We start from the raw sequence: 26286 nt of genomic DNA, 5'->3' as shown, positions 1-26286 counted from the left end.
ATGAATGGGCATGGAAAATGAAAAGTTTCGACAAGATCGCACCCCATTGTTTCTGAAAGTTGCAGAAGTTCTACGGCAAAGAATCATGCGGGAGGTTTGGAAAACCGGTGAGTTGTTGCCAACCGTCAACGAGTTGATGGAAGAGTTTCGGGTTGCGCGTGTCACCGTAAGAGAGGCCATTAAGATCCTCGAATCTGAAGGGCTTGTAGATCCCAAAAGAGGACGCGGAACGACAGTTCTCCCCCACAAAGCGCCGACACGCCCCCTCAGTGTGGTCACCAAGCTGTCGGAGCTCGTCGATCTTTATCGTGGCGACGTCCCCGATTTGGAGAGCCTTGATGACATGCTGACTGAGCTTCCTGACGGGGTGGAAATCGGCAACTCAGCTGGCCAGTATCACATGATCCGCCGCATTCATTCACGCGATGGACAACGCTATTGCATCATCACGCTCTTTTTGGCCAAGGATATTTTTGACAAACATGAAGCGCAGCTTCGCACCCATCTTGCGTTGCCGGTCTTGTTCGACGACCCTGACATTGAAATCTCGATTGCGCGCCAGAGGTTGTTGATCAGCAAATGCGATATGGAATCGGCCATGCATTTGAATCTATCTGTTGGCGAACCCATCGCGGAAGTACGTCGGGTTTTATGCGATGCAGAAGAAACCATTCTTTATATGGCGGACGTGATTTATCGAGGTGACTATATTCAACTCAATATGGATCTTCTGGCATGACGGGCCCAATCCACATAGCACGGATCAACGCATATTCGTTCCGCAGCCCAATAACTGAGCCGATAAAAACTTCATTTGGAACCATGCACGACAGACCCGCCGTGTTCGTGCGTGTAGAAGACACAGACGGCGCGTTTGGTTGGGGCGAAGTCTTCGCAAACTGGCCTTCAGCGGCTGCGGAACACAGAGTAAACCTCTTGGCTCGCGATATCGGCCCGCTCGCATTCGAATACCCGCTGAACCATCCTAGCGAATTGTTCTACGCACTTACCGAAAGGACTCACATCGTCGCATTGCAAAGCGGTGAGTGGGGACCATTCCGTCAGGTCATTGCCGGCCTCGACATTGCGGTTTGGGATTTGTTTGCGCGTAAGTCCGGCAAGACCCTTCGCCGCTTCATGAACAATACGGCGGCAGACGACGTTCCCGCTTATGCTAGCGGAATTCACATCAATGAAGCCAATACCCTCATAGAAAAAGCACGCCAAATTGGGTTCACGAACTTCAAAGTAAAAGTAGGATTCAACCTCGAAGTTGACTTGACCCAATTGCACCGGCTGTTTGAGGAGAAATCTAATGACGAAACGATCGCCGCCGATGCCAATCAAGCGTGGGATGTTGAAGACGCCCTGAAATTCACAAGCCAAACAGCTACGGTTCCTTTGGCGTGGCTAGAAGAGCCAATTCCCGCGGACTCGTCAGCATATGACTGGCGTAAACTCAATAAGGCCTGCCCCTACCCGTTGGCTGGGGGAGAGAATATCGTTGACTTCAGAGGATTCGAAGCAGCTATGAAATCTGCGCTGCTCCAAGTCGTACAACCTGATATCATCAAATGGGGTGGTTTGACCGGCAGCCTCGCCGTAGGAAAGAAAGCCCTTACGCACGGGTTACTTTATTGCCCTCATTTCCTTGGTGGGGGTATCGGTTTACAAGCATCTGCCAACCTTTTGTCCGCTGTTGGTGGCGATGGCTTGCTGGAAGTAGATGTGAACCCCAACCCGCTCAGAGATGGATTTGGCGCAACTTCATCATGCATAGGTCGCCAAGGATGGACTTGTAACAAAGACCCTGGCCTGGGTATTACTTTATTGCCCGAGGAATTGAATACTCTACGAACCCACGATGCCGAAGTCAGTTGATACTGGTCTTGCCCCGATTTAACTCCCCAGCCACGATTCTTAATTGTGGCTCGCTTCCAGCGCAACCATGGCCTCGAAATCGGGCGAATGGTTCTTTCGTTTGGTTGTTTTGGATCATCTCTTTCACAAGTTGAACCACCTTAACTACTGGTACAAATTCCTGCGGCCACCTCTCAATGAAAGACGGGAACAAACTTAGACTTGGCTGCTTGGATTCAAGTTGCAAGCGCAACATCTGGTTTGAATCCAAGAAGTCATTTGCGTTTTCCAAAAATACGTTCATGCGCCTCTTGAGTACCATCATGAAACGATCCAAACCATGCATCCCAAGGCATCTCAGCTGTGCCATAATTACAAGAAAAAAACTTATGGTGCAGCTGGTGATAAAAACGTCCCATCTTAACAGTACTCTTATTCTTCACAAGCAACGCTTCAAATCCGGAATGCGAAATAACAGCATTAAAAATGAGAAACATTAAATGATAGACAATATGTAAAGGGCTTGTGGGGACAGCAAAATGGATCAGCACAGATGTCAAATAGAAAAAGGATTCAATCGGATGCATTGACATCCCCGACCATGGGCCAACATTAACATTCTTATGATGGAGCGAATGAACCATTTTATAAAGTGGTTCCCAATGCAGCAGGCGATGCACCCAGTAAAAGTGAAACGAGTGCCACAGCGGTATCAGCAAGATCGCTAGAACGAACCAAACAGGGCCGTCTGACCATGTACTCAAAGGCATATACCCATTTTTCAGTGACCAAAGCAACAAAACCTCAAGAAATGTCCAGAAGGATACCCCATAGACAAGGCTGTAATACATGTTGTCCCAAACTTGATTTCGAAACTTGAATGCCCCAGAATCTTTGGCCATCGAACGAGCATCAAATTTTAACTGCAATCCTTGTTTAGCAAACGTATAGAAATACAGATGAAGACCGCCTGCTATCACCATCATTAAGGCCAGGTTGCGTATGAAAATGCCTGAAACCCACGAAGCGGCAAACGAGTGAGTCGTCTCATAGGAGGGTGCAAGAAAAGCAATGCTCAGCAATGCGAGGCCGAGAACAAACATCTTTATCGACAACGAGAAATAAGACGCTCCAATGAAATCAGAAATCTTTTTGAAGCTTGGGGGCCAATTGAAAAATGGTGAATATTCCAGTGGCTTATCTGGCTGATAATTCCAAATCTTCCGCCGCTTCCTTTGTGGCTGTTCTGACTTCCTTTCCTCTTGCGTGGGAGAGTTTACGCCCATAGTTTTTTGAGTATTTGCCGACATAGTATCCTCCAAAGTTCAAAATCCTTGAGTATATTAGGCGAATATCCTACTTTTTGAATGCATCTCACATCAAAGGCCGAGCTATCAATGTAATCGATTACATTCCTAGTTCTTCACAGGGAGGCCTGTCAATAGCGTTGTTGCATGGAGCGCCACTAGGCTGATATTGGTCACGGCTTATTCTCTTAAGGATGCTATAAATGCGGTTCTGTCGCAAAGCTTGGCAACGCATTAGAAAACTAGAATTTTGTTCTCCACCCGACGTATTTAGACGTCAACTTTCCGAGAATTATCTCTTGTGTAGCCGTAATTTTGGATAATTTGGCACTTCAGAGACCTAGAAGTAGGTCTGCGAAGAACAAAATTCTTCAAGAAAAAACTTTGCGACAGCTTGGATTCAAACATCAAGTGCAACTGTTGATTTGAAGGCCGCGATTTCGTCGGCCATAGCTTCAGCGGGTGTTCTCCATCCGAGGGTTTTTCTCGGACGGTTGTTCATCAGGTTTGCAACGTCGTTCAGCCATGTTTGGCTTGCACCGTTCAGGTCAGTTCCTTTGGGCATGTACTGACACAGCAGTCCGTTGGTGTTCTCGTTGCTGCCACGCTGCCAAGGCGCATGCGGATCGCAGAACCAAATATCGATCTTCAACCGTCTGGCGAGTTCGGGATGGCAGGCCATCCATTGCCCGGCAGTGGTTTGCTCGCAAACCATGAGAGGGTCGGAGCCACGGTCATAGGTCATGCTCTTGCGCAAGGCCGCTGGCAGTCGTTTCATCTGGCGGGTTAAGCTGTCGAGCGCAGCCTCGGCCCCATTGCCGTCCATTTTGCACAGAATAACAAAGCGTGTCTTGCACTCGACCAAGGTCCCCACTGACGAGCGATTGAATGCGCCCTTGATGAGGTCGCCCTCCCAATGGCCTGGTACCAGTCGTGCTTCGATTTCTTCAGGGCGATTGATAATGCGCAATGATTCCGGGACCATAGCACTGCCCGCCGCTGTCCTGCGCTTGAGCCCACGCTTAGGCTTCGCTTGACGCAACGCCTCGATCATCGCTGCCTTCAGCCCACCACGTGGCTGCGCGTAAATCGCGGCATAGATGGTCTCATGGCTCACATGGGCAGATGGATCATCAGGCTTCATGAGACGCAGTCTCTGCGCAATCTGCTCAGACGACCCCCTCCGTGCCAATAAGCGTGAGACAATTGACTGGCTAAAGTTTACACTTGAGGGCGTAGGAGAAGAACCATGGTTATGCCTTCACAATCAGCGCTTTTGCCCGATGTTGGATCTGGTGCTGTTTTGGCCCCGACGTCACCTCCCCGCGTTGTTATTGCGCCGTTGGCTCCCACAGCGGAACTGACGAGCATCCCGAAGCGGCGCAGCTTGCGGGCAATAGCTGCCGTCTTCCTGCCGACCTCGCGCCAGCTCACGGCAGATCGTGCTCGCCGGGCGATGCAAAAGCTGGCAGATCAACCGCTGACTGCTGCCCCTATTATGCTCGGCTAATATCACGCCACGGTCCTCGCTGCTGAGGTGCTTGCTTCGTATGTCCATCGCAACATCCTATGCCCAAATGGCGGCTGGTGTTGCATTTGAAACTTGAGCCTAAGCAGTACCGCCAAAAGTCATCGAAGGAACCAAATTCAACGACTGTCGTTGTACCTTAATTAATCAGATTCTGCAGATTGATGGGTATTTTGGGCGTTTATTGTACCGTTAATTACAACATATCCGCTGGGCCTGCTCGCAGATACTCAAGCCAAGTTTGTTTTTCTCCTTTACTACAAGTAGTTAGCTACGAAAACCCAGCGCATCACGGCCTCACAATACCAAGTTATTCACAAAACCGATCATATGGCAATTAAGGGTACAGTATTGGAATTAAGGGTGCAGTACGGTAAATATGGTGACAACTCCGCTTTGAAAACAAATGACTTTTTTACGCCCAATTCTGATTAATTTGAGCACGACGGAACGTGTAAACGACATCAGGAATCACAGGACCATTCGCTCAAGCTTCGATCCGTTCAGAGAATATCTGACGTTCATCCCAAGCTATCCCATCGAAGAGGCGCTCGTTTCGCCGCGGTGTTTAATGCGGTCTAACCATAAGGTCATCGCGGCAAACGCGATCAATGTGCCGTTGTAGACCAGCCCGACTGCCAAAACTGCCCAGCCCGAAAACGGGCCAATCGCCGCCCTCGCGGGCAGTTCAGCCCAAGTTGAGATTGGCAGAGGATGCACTGCAATTTTTGCAACATACGCCACAGCCACAATCATAAATATCCAGATGAAATTGCTACGTAACCGCCGCCCGACAGCCCTAACGAAGCTAATGTGATAAAGTGGGCGATGGTAATCGCGTGCAAGCACGGCTTGCCAGTTCTCCTCGCAATGCAGGTCGCCATCTTCAAGCAAGGGAGCGATGAGATGTGTTTCCATCCAACGCGCCCGCGCGCGCCACACGTTAAAATACCGATAGCGCCGTCCCTCAAGCATCAAAAGAAAGAGCGTAATTAACCCTGTCAGAATGAGCGGAAGCGGCGACGCGGCGGCGCTTGAAAATGTCACTGACACTCCGATGCCCAACGTCACGACGGCCCAATTGGTCGTGGCGTCCAGACGCGTACGCCATGTGGTGCTGCGATACACCTCGGCTCGGTAAACATGCGCAAGCATGCCCATTTCGGCGGCGGTGAAAATCCGCCCGCTTTGCGTTATCTTTATGTCTTGAATTGTCATTGGCTCGCAATTTTTGGTCTGGAGGATGGTGAGCGTTAGGGACTTGGTTCCTACACTTGCCCCTTTTGGAACACCGTATGTTCCTGAGTGAAGAAATGCAGCGTTGATGCGCCGTTCGATCCACCAACACCCAACGACGAATTCTTGACCCCGACAAAGGGCGCGTGGTCCTCAGGGAAACTGCCGCAATTGACGTGGATAATCCCACTTTCTGCTTCGGCTATGAAGCGATCTACCAGCGGGGTTTGCTCTGAATACAGGCAGGCGGCCAGGCCAAATTCGACGTCGTTGCAAATTTCCAGTGCCTCGTCAGCGGTGTCATAGGCGATGACGGCCAGAACGGGGCCGAACACTTCGTCGCGGGCGACCTCCATATCAGGTGTCACCGCGCTCAGAATGGTCGGTGCGTAAAAATAACCGCCGTTTTGCCCAACCAGTGCTCCGCCTGCGGCTACATTGGCCCCTTCGGCGCGGGCGCGATCGACAAATCCTGCCACATTTGCCCGCGCTTTTTCGCCCATCAATGGGCCGATGGTTGTCGCACTGTCCAATCCATTGCCGATCTTTGCGGCCTTCGCCCGTTTGGCCAAGCCAGCCACGACATCCGCCTCCAGTTCGCGGCGCACGATCACGCGGCTGATGGCCGTGCAGCGTTGGCCGCAGACCGCAAAAGCCGCCATGTAAATCTGATCCAGCGTCGCCTCCAGATCACTGGCGTCATTCAGGATTTCCGGGTTTTTACCGCCCAATTCCAGACTGATTTTGGCTAAATTGGCAGCGGAAGCTTGCGCCACGATACGGCCAATCCCGACCGATCCTGTAAAGCTGATCGCATCCACACCCTGCGCCGAGGTCAGCGCGCCGCCAAGATTGCCGGATCCATAAGCGATCTGAAACAGACCTTTCGGCAAAATCTGGTCAGCAACTTCTTGCATGATGAATGCGGCACCCGGTGTGCCAATGGATGGTTTGAGAACGATCGCGTTGCCATAGACCAGCGCCGGAATTGTTTTACGGATGGGTGTGCTGAACGGGAAGTTCCACGGGTTGATGTCAACGATCACACCGCGTGGCCGCCGCGTTGAATAGGTCACGGTGCCGGGTTTCTGTGAGAGAAGCACCTCTCCGATAGGCGCAGAGGCGCGGCGGGTCGTGGCACGGCCTTCACCCAACGCCTTGTTGACTTTCCCGCGAGATTCACAAATGACCTTGCCCATTTCGCGGGTGATGGCGGTTGCTATATCCTCGGTGCGTGCTTGCAGCCCGTCCAGAAAGGCGTCAACGGTTTTGCCACGCTCTGGCTGGGGGACTTTTGCCCATTCGTGCTTTGCCGCGCGTGCAGCAGCCATCATGGCTGGAACGTCATCTGGTGACATAGTTGGGAAAGTGCCGACAACTTCGGACGGGTTTGCAGGGTTGTAAATGTCTACGGGCAAGGGGTTTCCTTAGATGTTTGAGAGCGCGCGCGGCCATAAGGACGGCAACGGAATAACGTGGCTGAACGGGCTACTTCAGAAACGCATCAAGGTTACGGCGCCCCGCGATCAGGTCGGCGACGGTTTCCAGATCAAGCTCTGGCCAATCTGCGGGAACCTCGGGCACTTGTGGCAAACGCAACCTGCCTTTGGTGGCATCAACACCTTGGGCGCGCACGAACCGTGCCTCGTCGCCAGTTCGGGCGATATAGTCCCATTGCGGCGCGGCACCGGGCGTTGTTTTGATAACCTTGCGTTTTTGTTGGCTTTTCAGCACGCGGATCGTTAGTGCAACGGGGTCCCAGTCGGTCAAGGAAAAGGCTTGCAATTCCGCAAGCACATCTGCAAATGCCGCGTTATCGGCCAGATTGTTCAATTCTAACGGGTCATCCTGCAAATCATAGAGCAGCGCCGGATGACCATGCGTATAGATGAATTTAAAGCGCCCCTTGCGCACCATACGGCACGGCACGCAGGGCCCGATTGCCAGATAGTCGCTGATCGCAATGTCAGGCCATGCGTCAGCGTCCCCCTCCATCAGCGGCAATACAGAACTGCCTGCCAATTCAGGGCTGTCAGCCCCCGCAAGATCAAGGAACGTCGGCAACAGGTCAACCAAGGACACCACCTTTTCGCTGCGCCCGCCGCCTGTAATTCCGGGAACTGAAGCGATAAACGGCACATGGGCCGACCATTCCCAGAACGTCTGCTTGAACCACATGCCACGTTCGCCCAGCATTTCGCCATGATCGGACACAAAAAACACCGCCGTGTTGTCGCGCTGGCCGGTCTTTTCTAGCGTATCCAGAATGCGCCCAACTTTGTCATCGACATAAGAAATCATCCCGTAATAAGCATGTCGCGCAGCTATAAGATGCTTTTGGGTGACCTTGTGGCGATGGCGACCATGGGCAAAGAACAGTGCCTTGGAGTGATAATCGAGATCCTCGAATGGCAATGCGCCCACGGCTGGCGCATCAATTTCACTGGACTCGTAACGATCCCAATACTCCTGACTGACCGTAAATGGCGTATGCGGGTTGGTGAAGGAAACGATCTGGAAAAACGGCTGGCGATCGGGTTCGCGTGCGCGGTCATAGAGGCTTTGGATCGCGCAGTGTTCGACCTCGTCGTCGTAGTCTTCTTGCATGGTGCGCACGCATGGACCGGATTCAACTACACCATTCAACGCAGTGCCCGAGGGCACAAAGGCAGGGCCCGCTTGCCAGTCGGCAATCCACTGAAAGCTTGCCGGATAAACGTCAGTAACCGAGCGTTGATTAAACCCATGTTCCTGATCGGGACCGATAAAGTGCATCTTGCCGCACAGTTCCGTCCAATAGCCAGCATGGCGCAGATAATGCGCCATCGTCGGCACTGAACTTGGCAATTCATTGGCATTGTCAAAGACATTAACGTCAGGCGACAGCATCCCGCTGAGCATCGACGCACGGCTGGGCACGCAGAGCGGATTGTTTGAATATCCGTTTTCAAAGACAGTGCCCTGTGCGGCAAGCCGTTCCAGGTTGGGCGTCTTGCACACGGTGTTACCATAAAGGCTGAGTGCATGGGCCGCCATTTGGTCGGCCATAATCAGGATAATGTTGGGGCGGGATGACGTGGTCATTACAGACGCTCCTCTGCGCGTTGCGCGTTGCGTTGCAGGACTTCGTTCAGGATCATCGCCGCCCCCTTTTCGCCGACCATCAGCGTGGCGGCATTGGTGTTTGCGGACGTGATCTTTGGCATGACTGATGCGTCGATCACCCGCAGCCCTTGCACCCCGCGCACGCGGAATTGCGAGTCAAGCACGGCGCTGCTATCGCTTCCCATCCGACAGTTGCCGACAGAATGAAACACCGTACCGCCCATATTGCGGACAGCGTCAAGGATTTCAGCGTCGCTTTGACGGTCTTCGCCAATGACGGTCTCATTGTCCCAGAGATGCCGAAACGCTGGTTGCGCGTGGATGCTGCGCAACACCTTGATGCCATCGACCATGACATTGCGGTCGAGTTCGGTAGACAGATAATTGGGCGCAATGCGTGGCTGCGCCGATGGGTCGGGCGATTGGAGATGAACATTGCCGCGGCTTTCGGGGTGACATTGCCAGAATGAGGCCATGAAACCCGAGTACCGATGCAAAGGCGTGCCCGGTTTATCCACCGATAAAGGCATCACATTGAACTGAATGTCCGGCCTGCCGGGGCTCGCGTATTTGTTGCAGGCACCACCGCCCACTTGCCCCGCACCAACGGTCAGCTGCCCTGTGCCTTTCAGCATCCAGTCCAGCCCCATCTGGGCCAGTTTGATCGGGTTGCGCACATCGTCATTAAGCGAAATTTTTTGGTTCAGCTTTAACAGCAACCGGATTTGATAGTGGTCGTGTAGGCTCTCACCGACTTCTGGTGCATCGAACACAACCGGAACGCCCTGTTCTTTCAGCACGTCTGCGGGACCGATACCTGATAACTTCAATATCTGCGGCGATTGCAGCGCACCGGCGCATAAAATAACCTCGCGCTTTGCCTTTGCGCCAAATGGCTGCCCGTTTGACGTCCAGCTAACCCCTGCCGCCCGCGTGCCGTCCACCTCAACCTTTGTCACCAGCGTGTTGGTCAGCAGTGTCAGGTTTGACCATTTCAATACCGGACGCAGAAACGCCACGGCAGAACTGGCGCGAAGCCGTTTGCCTATGCTCAGGTGATTGGCGCCGACCCCGTGGGTTGTTGCGCCATTGAAATTGGAATTAGCAGGCAGGCCGTATTCCTGTGCCGCTGCAATCCAAGTCTGACAGGCTGCACTTTGATTGCGCAGAGTTGAGACAGTTAGATCGCCGTCGCGCCCATGAAATCTGTCTTCGCCGCCCTCAAACCGCTCTAGTGCGCGAAAATGCGGTAGCACGTCATCATATGACCAGCCCTCAGCGCCAAGCGATTGCCAGTCTTCAAAATCTTCGTGCTGGACGCGGATATAAATCAGTCCGTTGATCGAACTATATCCCCCAACAACCCGCCCGCGTAGCCAGACAATACCGCGATGCCCGTCACGTTCGGACGGAACCGTGTCAAAGACGCGCGAAAACCGCGAGTCATAGATGCTTTTGAAATAGCCGATGGGCAGTTTCAGCCAAAAATTGAGGTCTTGGCCGCCAGCCTCTAGCACCAAAACCTTGCAGTCGGGATCAGCGGAAAGCCGATTTGCGACAACAAAGCCCGCAGAGCCATATCTGACGATGATGTAGTCATATTCTGGCAGGCTCATTTTATGTCCCCTTTAGCGATGTCTGACGCCAGAAAGCTGGTAAATTGGTCAGCGACGCCAAGGCCTGATGCCTCTGCCAACTTCATTTGTCCGCCCGCGACAGGTGGTGCGAACAACTGGTTGCGCAGGGGATTGTCGTTGGAATCAGTTTCAAGCAGGCCATCACCGCCCACAGCCGCAAGCAAGTGTGCTGACGCCGCAAGGCCGATGCCGCCGCCCAGATAATGCGGGCAATAGCGTTTGCCCGCCGCAATAATGTCTTTGGCGATGGGGAGGACGCCGCTGATGCCACCCCATTTGCACAGATCAGGTTGGATGACGTCGAGGGCAGGTCTGGAAATTCCCTGCGCAAAGTCCAGCGCGTTGATCATATTTTCACCTGCGGCGAGCGGAACCGAGGATGCCAGTGCAAGCGAGAGCCATTCTTCGGTGGGTCGATCCGCCATGATCGGCTCTTCGAGCCAACCCAAAGAAAAGTCAGCTAATTGTGGTAACATGTCGCGCGCCTCATCCACGCTCCATGCCTGATTGGCATCGACCATAAACGCCTCGTCCGGCCCCAAGACGGCTGTGATCTGTGCAATGTTTTCCAAATCTGCTGCGCGGTTAAAACCGATTTTGAGTTTGAAAGCGCGGTGACCCTCTGCGCGGCAACGCGCAACGGTCTGGGCGGCGTTGGCGGGGTTTATCCCGCTGGCATAGGTCGGAATGGTCGCGTTTGTACCGCCCAAAAGCCGGAACAGCGGCAGGTTTGCACGCCGCGCCACCAAATCCCAAAGCGCCACATCAACACCCGCGATACACTGCGCGATCGGCCCCGGCTCACCCGCTTGAATGGCAAGCCGCGCGAATTGCTTTTCAAGGTGCGTAAAACAGATATTGGGGCTGTCAAAAGCCACATCCAGAATGGCAGGAAAAAGCGCAGTCTCCAAAAGACGCGCACGATGCTCTGCGCCGCAGGATGGGAAGTTACACCAGACTTCGCCCAATCCTTTGTTACCTTGGTCATCGGTCAGTTCAAGGAATACCGCAGGGCGATCAAACATCGTCCCAAACGACGTCTGGACAAGCACGGGGCATGGCACACGCATCACAAATGCAGCGGCGCTGGCGATGGTGAATGTCAGGTCAACATCTGAGAATTGTGGCGAAACCAAATCAGGAATGTTAAGCCCCTTCGAGTGGTAGATCAAAACGAGTGAACAGTTCTTGCGGCGCATCGGCCTCAACCATTAGGCGGACCATGGCAGCGACAAGCCATGCCTCGACCTCCGGGTTATCAATTGGCGTTGTCTGATCTGGATCGCTGTGGAGATCATACAGGCGGGTCTGGGTGTCTGCGAAATCCATGCCCTGCACTTCAATCGTCTCCCCTGCTTCGTTTGCTCGCGGCTTGAGTTTCAGCAGCGGCACGCCTTTGGAAAAATCAAACGGGTTCGCCAGCGTCGCGCCAACCAGTTCACTGATTGAAAATCGCGTCGTCATGCGGGTTGGCATCAGGGTGTATTCATACAAGCCCTCAGCCGTCAGTTTCTCGGGGTAGCGGTGATAAACATAGCGCCCGTCGGTGACATTGCAGGCGGCCCCGAAATAACCAAAGATCGCCGCGTCGCGGATATCATGATCGTTGTCCAGTAAGGGCAGCAGTGATTTGCCCAAGACATCTTGCGGAATGTCCTTGTCGTGTAGGTCGAGCAATGTTGGCATAATGTCGGTTGACTGCGTCAGGGCCTTGCGCCGCGTGCCACCCTGATCGGCGTGATCGGGATGGGCGATCATCAATGGGATACGCGCGATTTCATCATAGACGGGCATCCGGTTCTTGGACCACCAATCATGTTCGCCCAGCAGAAATCCATGGTCCGTGGTCAGCACCAGACAGGTGTCTTTCCACAGATCATGTTCGTCAAAGAAATCCAGTAATTTGCCGAAATACTCATCGCACATCGTAGTCAAAGCGGCGTAATTCGCACGCAGTTCTGCGATCTCTTCAGACGTTTCCGTGACACGTTTGTAGACGGGCCAGTCAAGGATCGGGCCGTCGTAATTGGTCGGATACATCTCGCGGAAACGCGGCGGCGCATGGAACGGCTCGTGCGGATCAAAGCATTCAAGCTGCAAGAGCCAATCATCGTCTTTGTGGTTTTGGGCCAGAAATTCTTGACCCAGCTTAAACACTTGCGGGCCGCAATAATCGGCCTCATCCGCCACATAGGTCCGGTTGATCATATAGTTCGCGCGGTGATGCTGAAGCGGATGATAATCCTCGCGCAAGCCGTCCAGATCGGGGTTCACATGCGCTTTCCAACGGTCAATCGCCTGTCCACGAACCAAATCCCAGGACGAATAGCGTTGATGATAGGTCGCACCTCCATCGGCAAAATAGTGGTGGTGGTCTGTCGCGATGTGGGAATAGGTGCCCGTTTGCTTCAAAAGCTCAGGGAATGAATCGTCGAACGGCTCCAGCGGGCCCCAGCTGCGATGCAGGAAATTGATCCGGCCCGTGTGCAAATCCCTGCGCGCGGGAATGCACGGAAGACTGCCGACATAGTGGTTGTCAAAGGTCACGGCACGCTTTGCAAACCGCGCAAAATTGGGGGTCTTAACGCTAGTCGATCCATAACATTCCATCGCGTTACGGTTCAGGGAATCGAGCAGTACGAAAACCGTTTTCATGTCTCAGTTATCCAATTGGGGAAAGGTCGCCGCGCACCTATCGATGCGCGGCCATTCGCTTAGTTTGCGGTGCGTGTAACGAACTCTTCGATGCCCGGAACACCTGCTTCGCGGTAATAACGAAGCGCGCCGGGATGCAGGGGCGCATTGAAGCCGCCAAGGATGCTATCGGCAGAAACACGACCCCATGCAGGATGCACTGTCGCCATATGATCGAGGTTTTCCATGACAGTTTTGGTGGCCTGATAGACGATCTCTTCGTCCACATCCGCACGGATCAGCAGCACGTTGCCCAAACGGTAGGACGGCACGGCATCGGGCTGATCTTCATAGGTATTGGCCGGAAGATCACCCTCAGAATAAGCAGGGTATTGGGCGCGGATCGCATCTGAGACGTCAGTTGGAATTGGCAAAATGCGTATGTCATTTTGCGAAGTCAGCTTGATGATTGGTGGCAATGGAATGGAGCCGTTCCACATGAAGGCATCAATTTGACCATCCGACAGCATTGTTTCCATCTGACCAAGATTGACGCGGAAATCAGTGAAATCTTCGCCAGGTGTCAGGCCGATTGCCTCAAGCAGAATCTCGGCATCCAGCATGGATGTGCCGCCGGGTTGGCCAATGCCAACGCGCCTTCCCGCAAGATCAGACAAATCCATGATGTCGGAATCTTCCATCACCACCACATGCTGAACAATGGGTGCAATTGACATCCAGCTTAGGATTTGTCCCGGCTCGACGTCTGCATAGTCACCCTCGCCCAGATAGGCCTCATAGGCGAGCTTTGAATTTGAAAAGCCGGCCTCAATCTGGCTGTCCAACATCAGACGCACATTGGCAACGTAGCCCTTTGTGCCCTCGGCGGTCATCTGCACGCCATCGACATTTCGGTTGATCAGATCAGCAATTCCGGCGGCCCATTGATAGGCCGCGTTTCCGACCGGATTTGACCCAATGGATACAAAGGTATCCTGCGCCATCGCCGGAGCAACAGCCCCGAGGCTAAGCGCCGATAGCGCGAGTATTTTCAAAAGTTTCATTGTAGTCTCCCTAGTTTGATTTGGTTGGTTTCTTAGTTGGCCACTCAAAGTTGGGCGGCCGCTTATGATGGTGAATTGACGGATGGTCATGGCTTGGCGAATTTCTGAAAGGCATAGATCGCTGCAAGCGCCACAAGACCGGCGATATTGGTGATCATTCCCGGAAAGATCAGCATCATCGCACCCGCGAAAAGTGCTATCCGCAGAACCCAGCCAAGTGCGCCCGCGAACCAGCCCTGCGCAGCACCAGCAAGTGCCATTGCACCAATGCCGGCTGTGCCCACAGGTATGATCAGGGTCGAAAAGTCACCAATCCCCAGCAGTCGAATGTCCAAGACAAAGAAGTAAGGAATGACAAAGGCGACGATGCCAAACTTGACAGACACCACGGCGATCCGCATCGGGTTCTCTCCCGAAATCGCGGCAGCTGCAAAAGCGGCCAGTGCGACGGGCGGCGTGATCGCAGACAACATCGCGGAGTAGAAGACGAACATATGAGCGGCCAGCAGATCAACGCCCAGATTGACAAGTGCAGGCGCCGCCAGTGTCGCGACCAAAATATAGGCCGCCGCTGTTGGCAACCCCATGCCAAGGATAAGCGAGGATAGCATTGTCAGAACCAGCGCTAAAAACAGGCTACCGCCCGACAGCGTGACAATCAAAGAACTGAATTTCAGGCCGATGCCGGTCAGCGTCACGACCGCGATGATGATCCCCGCAGTGGCTGTCGCCATGGCGACGGGCAATACGGCCTCGCCCGTCGCTTTGCACACGGACAGCAGTTTGCGGGGTGTCAGCCATGTGCCGCGGCGCAAGCACGACAAAGCGACCAGAACATAGATCGCCCAAAGCGACGAGAACATCACCGAATACCCGACCATCAAAAAGCTGACAAAGGCCGGGATCGCCAACAAGACATGGCCACTTTCAATCAATGATTTCTTGGCTGACGGTATCTCGGACGAGTCCATCGGCTTCAGGCCGGATTTCACTGCTTCAAGATGCACCGCTGAAAAGACCGCAAGATAGAACAAGGCGGCAGGAATAATCGCGGCGCGGGCAATGTCTGTGTAAGGTGTCTCGATGATATCGGCCATCAGGAAGGCCGCCGCCCCCATGATCGGTGGCATCAACTGCCCGCCTGTTGACGCAACCGCTTCGATCGCGCCGGCCACATGCGCTTTGTATCCGCTGCGCTTCATCAGGGGGATTGATATGGTGCCCGTGGTCAGAACATTCGCAACAGCCGTGCCCGAAATCATACCCATCAGACTGCTGCCCACGACTGCCGCTTTGGCAGGACCACCGCGTGAGCGACCCGTCATCGCAACCGCTATATCCATTAATACGCCTGACGCGCCGGTGGCTTCCAGCAAGGCACCCAGAATGACGATCAGGACCACGAACGTCGCACTTACGCCCAGCGGTGTCCCGAAAATTCCGTCCGCCCCTAGAAAGACCTGAGCCAACACTCGCTTCAAATCATACCCACGATGTGCGATATCGCTCCAAAGCAGGTTCCCCCAGAACGCATAGGCCAGAAAGACCAACGCCAGCACCACCATGGACCAGCCTATCGTGCGTCGCGTCGCGTCCAGCAAAACAATAACAGCAACAGTTGCGATGACGATTTCAGCGTCGGTCATCGCACCATAGCGTGACACAACAGCGTCATAAAACACGACCTGATACCCCGCCGCACATAGCCCAAGAATGGCAAGGCCCAGCAAAACGAACACCCTCAGGCGATTGCCGTTTTCGTAGGAGGCAGAAGCCGCGTGCACGTAAACGAGGATCATCGCCAGCGACAGGTGAATGCCGCGTTGCATCACATCAGGTAAGACGCCAAATGCCGCTGTATACAGGCTGAACAGAACAAGCGCGACACTCACTCCGATGGCAAATGTAGGCAGTATCTTCATGTGCTTTGACCCTCTATTTTCCATCACAGAACCAACACCGTTTTTTCAGATGCGCGGGCATCATCTGATTTGCGGGTCAACATTTTTTGAACATCGAAAGTCGGCGAGTAGACGTTCTCGGCGAGGCTCAGTGCAGAGGCTGCCATGGCGGACGCAGAAATAGACTTGTCATGTGCAGTGATGATCTCAGCGGAGATGCCATTTCGCACCAAGCTGTCCCGAAACGCCTGACCATAGATTGCACTGCGCCCCAAAGGACCCGCCAGCACAATACGTTCAGGGTCAAGGGCGCGCAGCAGTGTCACGCAATGGCGGCCAAGGGCTGACCCCGCCTGACGGATGATTTGCGCAATTTTAACATCGCTTTGCGATTGCTCTAAAACCGCAAGCAGCTTTGCCCCCTGATCTTCGAGCAAATCAAGCCCATCGCCTGCTGCATCTCGCAACTCTAGCTGGTCCAGAATGGCCCAACCCGATGCCGCCATCGTGATGCAATCAGATTTCCCACAAGAACACATCACACCGTCGCTACCCTCGGGGAAATGCCCGATCTGCCCAGCAGTGTTGTTGTGACCACGTAGGACCTGGCCATTTGAGATCGAGGCGGCACCCAATCCGAGGGCCGCACGCACCAGAAACACATCCGTCATACCCACGCAGCAGCCGATGCGGGTTTCGGCGACAGCAATGCAACGGTTTACGTTTTCAACGGTGATCGGAAGGTTCAGACGGTTCGTGAGGCTTTTGCGCACATCAAATGGCGGCCAGCGCAGATAGGGCGAATGCAACCATGTCCCACCCTCAACATCCAGATAGCCAGCAATCGCGACACCTGCGGCGAGAACCTGATTGCGCTCTACCCCATGGTCGGAGACCATTTTTTCAGCGGCCGCACAAATCTCATCGAGGGTTCGTCTTGCATCGCTCAGATCCGCAGGCTCGACCGACACACTTCCAATCATCGCACCCGAAAGATCGGCGAGCACGACACTGGTATTAAGGGCGAGGATGCTCAGGCCAAGAACGTATCCGCCCTTTGCGTTGATTTCCAACCCGGTCCGCGGGCGTCCACGGCCCTGACTGACCGTTTTGTCGGTCGTTTCGCTTACGAGCCCTGATGCCAGAAGCTCCTGCACGATACGGGTCATCGTGGCGTTGGTCAGTCCGGTATCGACAGCAAGGCGACTGCGGTCGATACCGGGAAACTCCAGAACGAGTTTCATAACGTTGGCGCGATTGAAATTCCGCATCGTGTCCACGTTTTGACTCTTAGGTGGCATCTTGAGGTCCAGTCTTATTTATTTTTTACTGTAATTAAATAAGTAATGAGTCGTGTCAAGAGGCTTTGTTACGCAAATCTCTTGCTGGTCGAGCTTCCCTTAGGCCCAGTCCGGTTGAGGAACCCTCCGTGCCAATAAGCGTGAGACAATTGACTGGCTAAAGTTTACACTTGAGGGCGTAGGAGAACGAACCCATGGTTATGCCTTCACAATCACCACTTTCGCCAGATGCTGGATCTGGAGCCGTTTTTGCCCCAACGTCGCCTCCCCGCGTTGTTAATGCGCCGTTGGCTCCCACAGCGGAACTGACGAGCATCCCGAAGCGACGCAACTTCACAGCCAAATACAAACTGCGCATTCTGGATGAGACGGACCAAGTGGCAGACACTGGCGGGGTTTCCGCCATTCTACGGCGGGAGGGGCTTTATTCCTCTGCACTGACCGATTGGCGCCGTGCGCGGGCGGCCGGCACATTGGGTGCATTGCAGCCAATGCGCCGTGGCCCACAAAAGGCACCTGCCAATCCATTGCAAGCTGAGCTGGCCAAGGCCAACCGTGAGGTGACAGCCTTGCGGCGCCGTCTGGATCAGGCGGAAGCCATCATTGCCATCCAAAAAAAAGTGGTGGGACTTCTGGACGAGATGGAGCAGACGCAAGAGCGCAGCGGCAAATCATGATGGCCGTCGCGATTGCATTGCCCACCGGCAGCGGCTTGACCTCGGCTGTCTGCGCCGCGCTATCATTATCGCGCGCGAGCGTTCTTCGACAGCGTGCGGCGCTGACGGCACCACCACGCACACGCCCACCGCGCGCAGCGTCTTCGCGGGCTCTGCCGGAAAGGGAAAGAGACCAGGTATTGCTGTATAGGTTCAGGTGTTTTGAGACTCACACGACTTTGGCCTGAGTGATTCGAATGTACTCCATTGGTGTCTTGCCTTTCAAGGCATGATGAGGCCTGAATGTGTTGTATTTATTGACGGCTTTTCGAAGTTCAAACCGCATCGCTCCTATGCTGTCGGCAATGAGATCACGACATGCATAGAACTCTTCGCGGAAGGTGCGGTTACCGCGCTCGACACCACCGTTGTATTTTGGCCTTGCTGGCGGCAGCACAATGAGCGGGATCTCCATCTGTTCGCACGCTGTCTCAAAATCGGCCATAAACTCAGACCCGCCATCGACTTGAATTGAGATGATCTTATAGGGAGCTATTTCCACGAGTTCTTGCAAAAACCGTTTGGCAGAGCGTGCCGTGGCATTCGAATAAACTTGCGCGTGGATATGCTTGCTACACCTCTCCCAGGCTTGAAAGTGTTTGCACGTGACGCCGTTCTTCGTGGCAGTCATATGATCGATCTGCACACGCTCGCCAACCACAATATCTTTGTAATCCCTATATTTCCATCCCTTGGCATGCCCCTTGGAAAAATTACGCTTGCGCTTTTGGGGCGCAGATCTTGATCGTGTGATCAGGCCTTTTTTCCTTAGAAAGCTCAAAATGCGCCCCACGGTGCTATCGCTCATGGTTTGCTTTTTGTCGCGACGCAAGATGGCCCCTATTTTCTCCTTACCGTAGGTTTCATTGTCGCGGCGGGCCTCAAGCACCAATTGCTTTTCTGCCTCGCCCCACTGTGACTTGTTGCAGCGTTTGGGAGCCTTTGAAGGCGGTATGATTGCCTGCGCCAAATCCTTCAAAATACGCTTGTGACGGTAATATGTCGCGCGCGAGATGCCGACGAATTCAGCGCACTTTGATAGAGAAACGCCCTCTGTACGTAAGTCGTCCCATTGCCGAACCTGACCTTCGTATTTGATACGGTACACGTCCAAACATTCTTGTGTCCGCGCCCAAGCATAAAGTTTATAAACGTTCTTGTGCAGTCCGATGATTTGCATATTGGCCTCGTGAGCTGGTTTCTTTCAATTCTCAGTCTCCGAGGTCGCCTAAATCTTGGCAACAAAATTTTGACTCACATCTATCTGAACTTATTCATAGGAATATGTCATTCTAGGGCCTGTTGATATTCATCTTGTGCGAATGATTATTGCTCCAATGTTTATCATGGCTTCGAAGCTGGTATCGGCTTTGCACGCACGCATTGCTACGCGTTTGAATTCTTTGAGTTTCTGAAAGAAATTTTCCACGAGGTGCCTCCACTTGTAGATCTCCATGTCGCATGATGCTGGATTTTTACGATTGGATTTTGGTGGAATAATGGCCTCAATGCTCCGTTCAGCCAATAACTCCCGAAGCCAGTCCGCATCAAAGGCCTCGTCAGTCAAGAGACTTTGGCAGCAAACACCTGCCAGTAATTCACGAGTTTTTACCGTAATCCTCGGCTTTTTTGCACAAATCGGCTGAGAGGATTCATGTTGTGAATCCAGTGTGGTAGCTGACTGCCATGAGCAGCTGGACACCGACGACTTACAAGACCAGGAACTGGTCAGATTACAACCGAGCGCTGAAGCAGTGTTGGTCCCTTTCGGTTTGGTTTGACGCTGAGATGTCGTGGGAGGCGAAGCCTTCTGGCGCACGCGGACGTCAAAAGGCTTATAGCGATGCGGCGATACAAGCCTCACCTGACGATCAAAGTACTGTTGGGTTTGCCTTTGAGGCAGACGGCTGGCTTTGTCGAAAGTCTGCTGGAATTGATCAGGCTGAACTGGACAGTGCCAGACTTTCGCACCTTGTGTTGGCGACGGAAGCCATTGCCGGTCGCCATTCCCTATCGGGGCTCACCGGGGCAGTTACATCTGCTCATCGATAGCATTGGCATTAAAGTTGAGGGCGAAGGAGAGTGGAACGCGCGTAAGCATGGCGGCCCTAAACGCCGCCTTTAGCGCAAGATCCACATTGGTATCGATGAGCAAAAACTGGAGATACGTGCTGTCGAGGTCACGAGTAGCAGCATCGGCACCTTTCATGGTTTGCAAACAAACCACTGCCGGGCAATGGACGCACCCATGTTACCTGACCTACTCGATCAGATCCCGCCGGACCAAGAGATTGGCACTGTCACAGGGGACGGTGCTTACGATACCCGAAAATGCCATGATGCGATCGCTGCCCGCAATGCAAATGCTGTCATTCCACCACGCAAGAACGCCAAGCTGTGGAAACCTGACACACCCGGAGCTAAGGCGCAAAATGAAGCGATTCGATCCTCAAAGTATCTCGGTCGCGCATTGTGGCGGCAAGTAACCGGGTATCACCGCCGAAGCCGCGTCGAAACAAAGATGCATTGCGTCAAACTGCTTGGTCAGCGCCTCTCCGCGCGTGACTTCGATCGCCAGGTTGCCGAGATCCAGATACGTGCGGCAATCCTAAATGGCTTCACAGCTCTTGGCATACCCAGTACCGTGGCCATAGGCTAAGTCCGTCTGGGGTAAGGAGAGGCACAACCTTAGGAAGATTTGTTCAACAAAGCCCCAACTGTCGGGAGACAGTGCAAGCGTGCGGGATTGCTATTGAGTTATTGTCAAATCTGGTGTTTGAGTATTGTTGGTCATGCGGTGATCTGGTCGGGGTTTGTGGTTTCGATTCCGTCTTTGAACGTGACGCCTGTGATGACTTTTGCGAGGTAGTCAAAGCCGCGTAGCTTCCTCCAATTTTGCTCAGCACATTGCCCCAGTTTGAACATCATGTGCAGCATGCCATCGCGTGACAGGCAGCCCTTTGAACGCTTGGTACGATGCCGGATCGTCGCGAAGGCCGATTCAATTGGATTGCTAGTGCGGATGCTTTGCCAATGCTGCGCCGGAAAGTCGAAGAATGCCATGAGTTCCTCACGATCTTTTTGCAGGCATAGTGTGGCCTTGGGGTATTTGGGTTCGTAGGTTTTGATGAACAGATCGAACGCCTTTTCTGCATCGACTTTGGTCTCGGCCTGCCAGATGTCGTGCAGCGCGGCCTTGGCTTTTGGCTGAGACAGCTTGGGTAAACAATTGAGCACGTTCATCGTTTTGTGTTGCCAATAGCGTTGATGGCGGGTCTCAGGATAGACTTCGTCCATGGCCGCCCAAAACCCCATGGCACCGTCCCCGATGGCCAGTTTGGGCGCATTCATGCCTCGGCTTTTGAGGTTAAGCAGAACCTCGCGCCAGCTCTGCGTGGACTCGCGCACCCCATCCTCAATTGCCAGAAATCGCTTCTTGCCACGGGCAGTTACCCCAATAATAACAAGGGCACAGAGCTTGTCATCCTCGCCCCGAAGGCCGCTGTGAACGCCGTCGGCCCAGATATAGACGATGGGCTCGTCATCTAACTCAGCGCCTTTCCAAGCCTCGTATTCATTGGCCCAATCGCGTTTTAAACGCGAAACCGTATTAGCCGACAAGCCAACGGCATCTGGGCCCAGAAGAACCTTGAGGGCGGGAGCCATCTCGCCGCTGGAGATCCCTTTGAGGTAAAGCCATGGCAAGGCCGCTTCCAGCGTCTTCGTGCGACGCACATAGGGCGGCACCAGGGCAGACCGGAATGTCACCGGTGTGCCGTCCTTGGACCGAACCTTTGGAATGCGCACGCTCACAGGGCCAATGCCCGTTTGAAACGGGCGGGCCGGATGATGTCCATTACGCACGACTGCCGCGTGACCGGCATCGGTGCGTAAGCCGGTAAATTGCGCCAAATAACTGACAAGCTCAGCCTCAACTGCTGTCGCGATCAATTGTTGTGCTCCCGTTTTCAGCAACTCCGTCAACGCGTCCGTCATCTCGTCTCGACGCGCAAAATCAACAATGTTAGTAGTTCCCATGGTGGTGTATCTCCTTTGGTTGGGCTGCTGTCTTCCAACAACAATTCAACCAGATACGCCGCCAACCTTCAAACCACTCAAACACCAGATTCAGTCATAGCTCATTGCTATTTGATATTGAATATACTCATTAAACCTCTCGATATTTGTGGTAACATTCCCGCTTACCGTTATCTTAGAACCTAAAGGGTTCGCCGATTTTTTGGTAATCTTCCTGCTGCCTTACGATCATACTGTTCGCTTCACATATGCCTACCTTAAGACAACACTCGAAGCCATCGCCGCTGGCCTCCATCCACCCGCATCGATAAACTCATGCCCTGGAACTTTGACAAAAAGTCCTAAAACCGTTTACGGTGATCACCTCAAATCAGGCCATGATCTGGCGCTGCTTGCGACTGGCAGGTCTGAACGAACCTGTGCCAGGCTTTGGCAAACTTTTTGAACTCTAACGTGATTGCGAGCAACTATATGACATCGAAAATCACCCTTCAGCACAGCTTTGCTGCGCGGGCGCGCATTGCGGGCCGCATACGCTTAACACCACTGATCGGGTCCCCATTGCTGAGTGCGCGAACCGACTCTGACATTTCACTCAAGCTCGAACAAACGCAGATCACTGGTAGCTTTAAACTGCGCGGCGCAACCAATGCGATTCTGTCCCTCACAGATGCGGAGCGCGCGATGGGTGTCGTGGGGGTGTCGACAGGGAACCACGGGCGTGGACTGGCCTATGCCGCCGCGCAGGCCGGGGTGCGCTGTATCATCTGCATGTCGGAACTGGTGCCACAGAACAAAGTTGAGGGCATCAAATCCTATGGTGCCGAGGTGCGTATTGTGGGCCGCTCACAAGATGATGCGCAGTTGGAGGTGGACCGGTTGGTGGCTGAAGGCATGGTGATGCTGCCGCCCTTTGATCACCCTAACATCATTGCGGGTCAAAGTACTGTCGCGTTGGAGATGCTGGAACAGGCCCCGGATATGGACACGGTTCTGGTTCCACTTTCAGGCGGAGGGTTAATCTCAGGCGTGGCCATAGTGATGAAGGCGGTGAACCCGAACATCAGGGTCATTGGTATCTCGATGGAGCGCGGTGCTGCCATGTACGAAAGCTTGCAGGCGGGCAAACCCATTCTTGTGGAGGAGCAAGAAACGCTTGCGGATTCTCTAGGAGGCGGCATCGGCTTGGATAATGCATATACCTTTGAAATGACGAAAAATCTCGTCGACGACATTGTTCTGGTTTCTGAGGCCGAGATCGCCGAAGCCATCTGCCATGCCTATTGGCAGGAGCGACAGATCATCGAAGGGTCGGGCAGTGTCGGCATCGCAGCACTTCTGGCGGGCAAAATTGACGCGCCGGGCCGCTGCGTGTCGCTGATCAGTGGGCAGAACATCGACATGGCCCTGCACAAGCGCTTGATCGACCGTGAAAATTTTGACGTGGCAACTGAAACTAACGCAACGGGGGGGCCGGATGCCTGAAATCAAGATCCTGACCGAGGCTGATCTGCGTAAAGCCGTTCCGCTGGATGGTGATGCGGTGGCCTGTGTGGAGGAGGCGTTTTACCTTCTGGCGACCAAAGATGTTCAAATGCCGCCGGTCCTTAGCTTTCATGTGCCTGAGCACAATGGCGAGGTGGATGTGAAAACCACTTATGTGCCGGGGCTGGACGGATTTGCCATCAAGATGAGCCCTGGCTTTTTCGACAACCCCAAACTGGGTCTGCCTAGCCTCATGTCCTTCATCTCAGTGATCAAAGACGCATCCATCCCGCCAAACTTCGCTCGCCATTTGTAGAAGTTTGCGTTGCTAATCCCATGTTCGCGACACAGCTCAGAGACCGGCGTGCCACCCTCCTCCTGCTTAAAGATACCCATGATCTTGGCGTCGCCATATCGTGCTGTCTTCATCGTAAATCTCCTCAAATATCTTGCCGAGAAAATTCTACTTTTGAACACCACTAATTTTAGGGGGGATTACCATGCGATTTTTGATCAACTCCTCGACCACACTTGGATCGGCCAGCGTGGATGTGTCACCCAGCGCGCCAAAATCATTCTCGGCAATCTTGCGCAAGATGCGGCGCATGATTTTCCCGGAACGGGTTTTTGGAAGACCCGGTGCCCACTGGATTAAGTCAGGAGAGGCGATGGGGCCGATCTCAGTGCGGACCCATTTGCGCAACTCGAAGCGCAACTCTTCTGTAGCAACTTCGCCGTTCATCAACGTGATGTAACAGTAGATGCCTTGGCCTTTGATGTCGTGTGGATAACCCACAACAGCGGCTTCCGCGACTTTGGGGTGTGCGACCAGTGCGCTTTCGACTTCCGCAGTACCCATGCGGTGACCAGAAACGTTGATCACATCATCAACGCGGCCAGTGATCCAGTAGTCGCCGTCTGCATCGCGTTTGCAGCCGTCGCCGGTGAAATAGTAACCCTCATAGTCCGCGAAATAGGTCTTCTCGAACCGCTCATGGTCACCCCAGACAGAGCGCATCTGACCTGGCCAGCTGTCTTTGATGCACAAGACGCCTTCGACGTCATTGCCCTCGACGATTTCACCGGTGGCTGGTTCAAGCACCACAGGTTCGATGCCAAAGAATGGCTTCATGGCCGATCCGGGCTTCATCGCATGTGCGCCGGGCAGGGGCGTCATCAAGTGACCGCCTGTTTCGGTCTGCCACCAAGTGTCCACGATGGGGCAATTGCCGCCACCCACTACTTCATTGTACCAGTTCCACGCTTCGGGATTGATAGGTTCACCCACGGTGCCCAGCAGTTTCAAACTGCTCAGGTCGGTGCCTTTAACGAATTCATCACCCTGCGCCATCAACGCACGAATGGCCGTAGGGGCCGTATAGAATTGTGCAACTTTGTATTTCTCGCAAACCTGCCAGAAACGCGAGGCATCTGGATAGGTCGGTACACCTTCAAACATGAGAGTGGTCGCGCCGTTGGCCAGTGGACCATAGACGATATAACTGTGTCCCGTGACCCAACCCACATCGGCAGTACACCAAAAGACATCACCCTCTTTATAGTCAAACGTGATTTCGTGGGTCATGGACGCGTAGACGATATAACCGCCCGTCGTATGAACGACACCTTTGGGCATGCCAGTGGAGCCTGAGGTATAAAGAACAAACAACGGATCTTCGGCGTTCATTTCTTCGGGTGGACAATCGGCCGAGGCCTCAGTCGCGAGTGCGTTGTAATCATAGTCGCGCCCTTCAACCCAAGTGGTCTGCCCACCGGTGCGTTTGACGACCAAGCATTTCACTTTATCTGAAGTATGCAGCAACGCCTGATCAGCGTTTGATTTCAACGGCGTGTTGCGCCCACCTCGTGGGGCCTCATCTGCGGTGATAACAACTTTGGCCTCAGAGCCATTCACACGGGCTGCCAAAGCGTCAGGAGAAAACCCTGCAAACACGATGGAGTGGATCGCGCCGATACGGGCACAGGCCAGCATCGCATAAGCGGCCTCTGGGATCATCGGCATGTAGATGACAACGCGGTCGCCTTTGCCGACGCCCAACCCTTTCAACACGTTCGCCATTTTCGAGACCGAAACATGTAACTGCTTATACGTGATCTGCAGCGCTTCATCCGTTGGGCTGTCAGGTTCCCAAATGATCGCGGTCTGATCGCCTCGTGTCGCCAAATGGCGATCAATGCAGTTGGCAGAAACGTTTAACGTGCCGTCAGCGTACCAGTTGATCGACACATTGCCCAAAGCATAGTTCACGTCTTTGACTTGGGTGTAGGGTTTCATCCAGTCGATTCGTTTGCCGTGCTCGCCCCAGAACGCGTCAGGATCGGCAATGGATGCCGCATACATCGAGTCATACTTTGCGGCGTCCACATGGGCATTTGATACAAATTCTTCTGTAGGCGCAAAAGCTGCGCTCTTGTGAGGTATCGACACAGTGTTATTCCTTCGGTTCGTATTC

At 53.7% G+C, this 26286-nt stretch carries 19 protein-coding genes and 3 pseudogenes; 7 read left to right on the top strand and 15 right to left on the bottom strand.

Going from position 1 to position 26286, the window contains the following annotated elements; genetic code table 11:
• The first annotated feature begins 10 nt into the window (after positions 1-10).
• Complete coding sequence (locus tag OA238_RS26320) at positions 11-739, top strand: GntR family transcriptional regulator (protein ID WP_044037710.1); 729 nt, start codon at positions 11-13, stop codon at positions 737-739.
• Positions 736-1881, top strand: coding sequence for a mandelate racemase/muconate lactonizing enzyme family protein (locus OA238_RS26315; RefSeq protein WP_015497515.1), 1146 nt, complete (start codon positions 736-738; stop codon positions 1879-1881). Before OA238_RS26320 ends, OA238_RS26315 begins: the two co-directional genes overlap by 4 nt.
• A 254-nt stretch (positions 1882-2135) precedes the next feature.
• Here the strand turns inward: OA238_RS26315 and OA238_RS26305 are convergent, their stop codons facing one another.
• The 11 genes and pseudogenes from OA238_RS26305 to OA238_RS26250 all read right to left on the bottom strand — a co-directional run bounded on the left by OA238_RS26305 (position 2136) and on the right by OA238_RS26250 (position 17573).
• The gene (locus OA238_RS26305) at positions 2136-3170 is read right to left on the bottom strand and encodes a sterol desaturase family protein (protein WP_015497514.1); all 1035 of its coding nucleotides are present in this window, start codon (positions 3168-3170) and stop codon (positions 2136-2138) included.
• A gap of 397 nt (positions 3171-3567) precedes the next feature.
• A pseudogene (locus tag OA238_RS26300) lies at positions 3568-4725 on the bottom strand (IS30 family transposase).
• A 501-nt stretch (positions 4726-5226) separates the two neighbouring features.
• Complete coding sequence (locus OA238_RS26290) at positions 5227-5913, bottom strand: DUF2270 domain-containing protein (protein ID WP_015497513.1); 687 nt, start codon at positions 5911-5913, stop codon at positions 5227-5229.
• 50 nt (positions 5914-5963) lie between these two features.
• Positions 5964-7349, bottom strand: coding sequence for an aldehyde dehydrogenase family protein (locus OA238_RS26285; RefSeq protein ID WP_015497512.1), 1386 nt, complete (start codon positions 7347-7349; stop codon positions 5964-5966).
• Between the two features lie 70 nt (positions 7350-7419).
• Positions 7420-9015: a choline-sulfatase gene (betC, locus tag OA238_RS26280; protein WP_015497511.1), complete on the bottom strand. Its 1596-nt coding sequence runs from the start codon at positions 9013-9015 to the stop codon at positions 7420-7422.
• A complete protein-coding gene (locus OA238_RS26275; RefSeq protein ID WP_015497510.1) occupies positions 9015-10652 on the bottom strand; it encodes a GMC family oxidoreductase in 1638 nt (545 codons plus the stop codon). Before OA238_RS26275 ends, betC begins: the two co-directional genes overlap by 1 nt.
• The gene (locus OA238_RS26270; RefSeq protein WP_144055995.1) at positions 10649-11872 is read right to left on the bottom strand and encodes a mandelate racemase/muconate lactonizing enzyme family protein; all 1224 of its coding nucleotides are present in this window, start codon (positions 11870-11872) and stop codon (positions 10649-10651) included. Before OA238_RS26270 ends, OA238_RS26275 begins: the two co-directional genes overlap by 4 nt.
• Positions 11820-13328 carry a sulfatase gene (locus OA238_RS26265; RefSeq protein WP_015497508.1) on the bottom strand — a complete coding sequence of 503 codons (1509 nt, stop codon included), beginning with the start codon at positions 13326-13328 and terminating at the stop codon, positions 11820-11822. The genes OA238_RS26270 and OA238_RS26265 overlap by 53 nt, the downstream gene beginning before the upstream one ends.
• 59 nt (positions 13329-13387) lie before the next feature.
• Positions 13388-14371, bottom strand: coding sequence for a TAXI family TRAP transporter solute-binding subunit (locus OA238_RS26260; protein WP_015497507.1), 984 nt, complete (start codon positions 14369-14371; stop codon positions 13388-13390).
• 86 nt (positions 14372-14457) lie between these two features.
• Positions 14458-16293, bottom strand: coding sequence for a TRAP transporter permease (locus tag OA238_RS26255; RefSeq protein ID WP_015497506.1), 1836 nt, complete (start codon positions 16291-16293; stop codon positions 14458-14460).
• Positions 16294-16316: 23 nt separating this feature from the next.
• Positions 16317-17573: an ROK family protein gene (locus OA238_RS26250; protein ID WP_015497505.1), complete on the bottom strand. Its 1257-nt coding sequence runs from the start codon at positions 17571-17573 to the stop codon at positions 16317-16319.
• A 194-nt stretch (positions 17574-17767) separates the two neighbouring features.
• Between OA238_RS26250 and OA238_RS26245 the strand changes: the two genes are divergently transcribed.
• Together OA238_RS26245 and OA238_RS32300 are read left to right on the top strand one after the other, a co-directional pair.
• Entirely contained in the window at positions 17768-18250 is a 483-nt protein-coding gene (locus OA238_RS26245) for a transposase (protein ID WP_015495242.1), read from the top strand.
• A complete protein-coding gene (locus OA238_RS32300) occupies positions 18247-18477 on the top strand; it encodes a hypothetical protein (protein WP_144055994.1) in 231 nt (76 codons plus the stop codon). Before OA238_RS26245 ends, OA238_RS32300 begins: the two co-directional genes overlap by 4 nt.
• Here OA238_RS32300 and OA238_RS26240 read toward each other — a convergent pair.
• The gene (locus OA238_RS26240) at positions 18459-19469 is read right to left on the bottom strand and encodes an integrase core domain-containing protein (protein ID WP_015494160.1); all 1011 of its coding nucleotides are present in this window, start codon (positions 19467-19469) and stop codon (positions 18459-18461) included. The two genes, OA238_RS32300 and OA238_RS26240, sit on opposite strands and share 19 nt — an antisense overlap.
• A gap of 506 nt (positions 19470-19975) precedes the next feature.
• Here OA238_RS26240 and OA238_RS26230 point away from each other — a divergent pair.
• Positions 19976-20948: pseudogene (locus OA238_RS26230) on the top strand (IS5 family transposase).
• A gap of 131 nt (positions 20949-21079) precedes the next feature.
• Here the strand turns inward: OA238_RS26230 and OA238_RS26225 are convergent.
• A complete protein-coding gene (locus OA238_RS26225) occupies positions 21080-22327 on the bottom strand; it encodes an IS256-like element ISOan6 family transposase (RefSeq protein WP_015497504.1) in 1248 nt (415 codons plus the stop codon).
• A 471-nt stretch (positions 22328-22798) separates the two neighbouring features.
• On the opposite strand from OA238_RS26225, the gene eutB reads away from it, so the two are divergent.
• Positions 22799-23812, top strand: coding sequence for a hydroxyectoine utilization dehydratase EutB (gene eutB, locus OA238_RS26220; protein ID WP_015497503.1), 1014 nt, complete (start codon positions 22799-22801; stop codon positions 23810-23812).
• The gene (locus OA238_RS26215) at positions 23805-24128 is read left to right on the top strand and encodes a hypothetical protein (protein ID WP_044037704.1); all 324 of its coding nucleotides are present in this window, start codon (positions 23805-23807) and stop codon (positions 24126-24128) included. The genes eutB and OA238_RS26215 overlap by 8 nt, the downstream gene beginning before the upstream one ends.
• Here the strand turns inward: OA238_RS26215 and OA238_RS31020 are convergent.
• Positions 24065-24241: pseudogene (locus OA238_RS31020) on the bottom strand (transposase); the annotation flags it as partial. The gene OA238_RS26215 and the pseudogene OA238_RS31020 overlap by 64 nt on opposite strands.
• Before the next feature lie 34 nt (positions 24242-24275).
• Positions 24276-26261, bottom strand: a complete 1986-nt coding sequence (gene acs, locus OA238_RS26210) for an acetate--CoA ligase (protein WP_015497502.1) — start codon at positions 26259-26261, stop codon at positions 24276-24278.
• Between the last annotated feature and the right edge of the window lie 25 nt (positions 26262-26286).

It is taken from the genome of Octadecabacter arcticus 238 (genome assembly GCF_000155735.2).
Lineage (GTDB): Bacteria > Pseudomonadota > Alphaproteobacteria > Rhodobacterales > Rhodobacteraceae > Octadecabacter > Octadecabacter arcticus.
This window is presented reverse-complemented; position numbering and strand designations above follow the sequence as displayed.

What these genes read in the sequence shown, in the direction of transcription:
- OA238_RS26260 (WP_015497507.1), bottom strand. Translation starts at nt 14,371, where the DNA reads ATGAAACTTTTGAAAATACTCGCGCTATCGGCGCTTAGCCTCGGGGCT.
- OA238_RS26255 (WP_015497506.1), bottom strand. Translation starts at nt 16,293, where the DNA reads ATGAAGATACTGCCTACATTTGCCATCGGAGTGAGTGTCGCGCTTGTT.
- OA238_RS26305 (WP_015497514.1), bottom strand. Translation starts at nt 3,170, where the DNA reads ATGTCGGCAAATACTCAAAAAACTATGGGCGTAAACTCTCCCACGCAA.
- betC (WP_015497511.1), bottom strand. Translation starts at nt 9,015, where the DNA reads ATGACCACGTCATCCCGCCCCAACATTATCCTGATTATGGCCGACCAA.
- OA238_RS26240 (WP_015494160.1), bottom strand. Translation starts at nt 19,469, where the DNA reads ATGCAAATCATCGGACTGCACAAGAACGTTTATAAACTTTATGCTTGG.
- OA238_RS32300 (WP_144055994.1), top strand. Translation starts at nt 18,247, where the DNA reads ATGATGGCCGTCGCGATTGCATTGCCCACCGGCAGCGGCTTGACCTCG.
- OA238_RS26245 (WP_015495242.1), top strand. Translation starts at nt 17,768, where the DNA reads ATGGTTATGCCTTCACAATCACCACTTTCGCCAGATGCTGGATCTGGA.
- eutB (WP_015497503.1), top strand. Translation starts at nt 22,799, where the DNA reads ATGACATCGAAAATCACCCTTCAGCACAGCTTTGCTGCGCGGGCGCGC.
- OA238_RS26265 (WP_015497508.1), bottom strand. Translation starts at nt 13,328, where the DNA reads ATGAAAACGGTTTTCGTACTGCTCGATTCCCTGAACCGTAACGCGATG.
- OA238_RS26215 (WP_044037704.1), top strand. Translation starts at nt 23,805, where the DNA reads ATGCCTGAAATCAAGATCCTGACCGAGGCTGATCTGCGTAAAGCCGTT.
- OA238_RS26315 (WP_015497515.1), top strand. Translation starts at nt 736, where the DNA reads ATGACGGGCCCAATCCACATAGCACGGATCAACGCATATTCGTTCCGC.
- OA238_RS26250 (WP_015497505.1), bottom strand. Translation starts at nt 17,573, where the DNA reads ATGCCACCTAAGAGTCAAAACGTGGACACGATGCGGAATTTCAATCGC.
- OA238_RS26225 (WP_015497504.1), bottom strand. Translation starts at nt 22,327, where the DNA reads ATGGGAACTACTAACATTGTTGATTTTGCGCGTCGAGACGAGATGACG.
- OA238_RS26270 (WP_144055995.1), bottom strand. Translation starts at nt 11,872, where the DNA reads ATGCGCCGCAAGAACTGTTCACTCGTTTTGATCTACCACTCGAAGGGG.
- OA238_RS26320 (WP_044037710.1), top strand. Translation starts at nt 11, where the DNA reads ATGGAAAATGAAAAGTTTCGACAAGATCGCACCCCATTGTTTCTGAAA.
- OA238_RS26290 (WP_015497513.1), bottom strand. Translation starts at nt 5,913, where the DNA reads ATGACAATTCAAGACATAAAGATAACGCAAAGCGGGCGGATTTTCACC.
- OA238_RS26275 (WP_015497510.1), bottom strand. Translation starts at nt 10,652, where the DNA reads ATGAGCCTGCCAGAATATGACTACATCATCGTCAGATATGGCTCTGCG.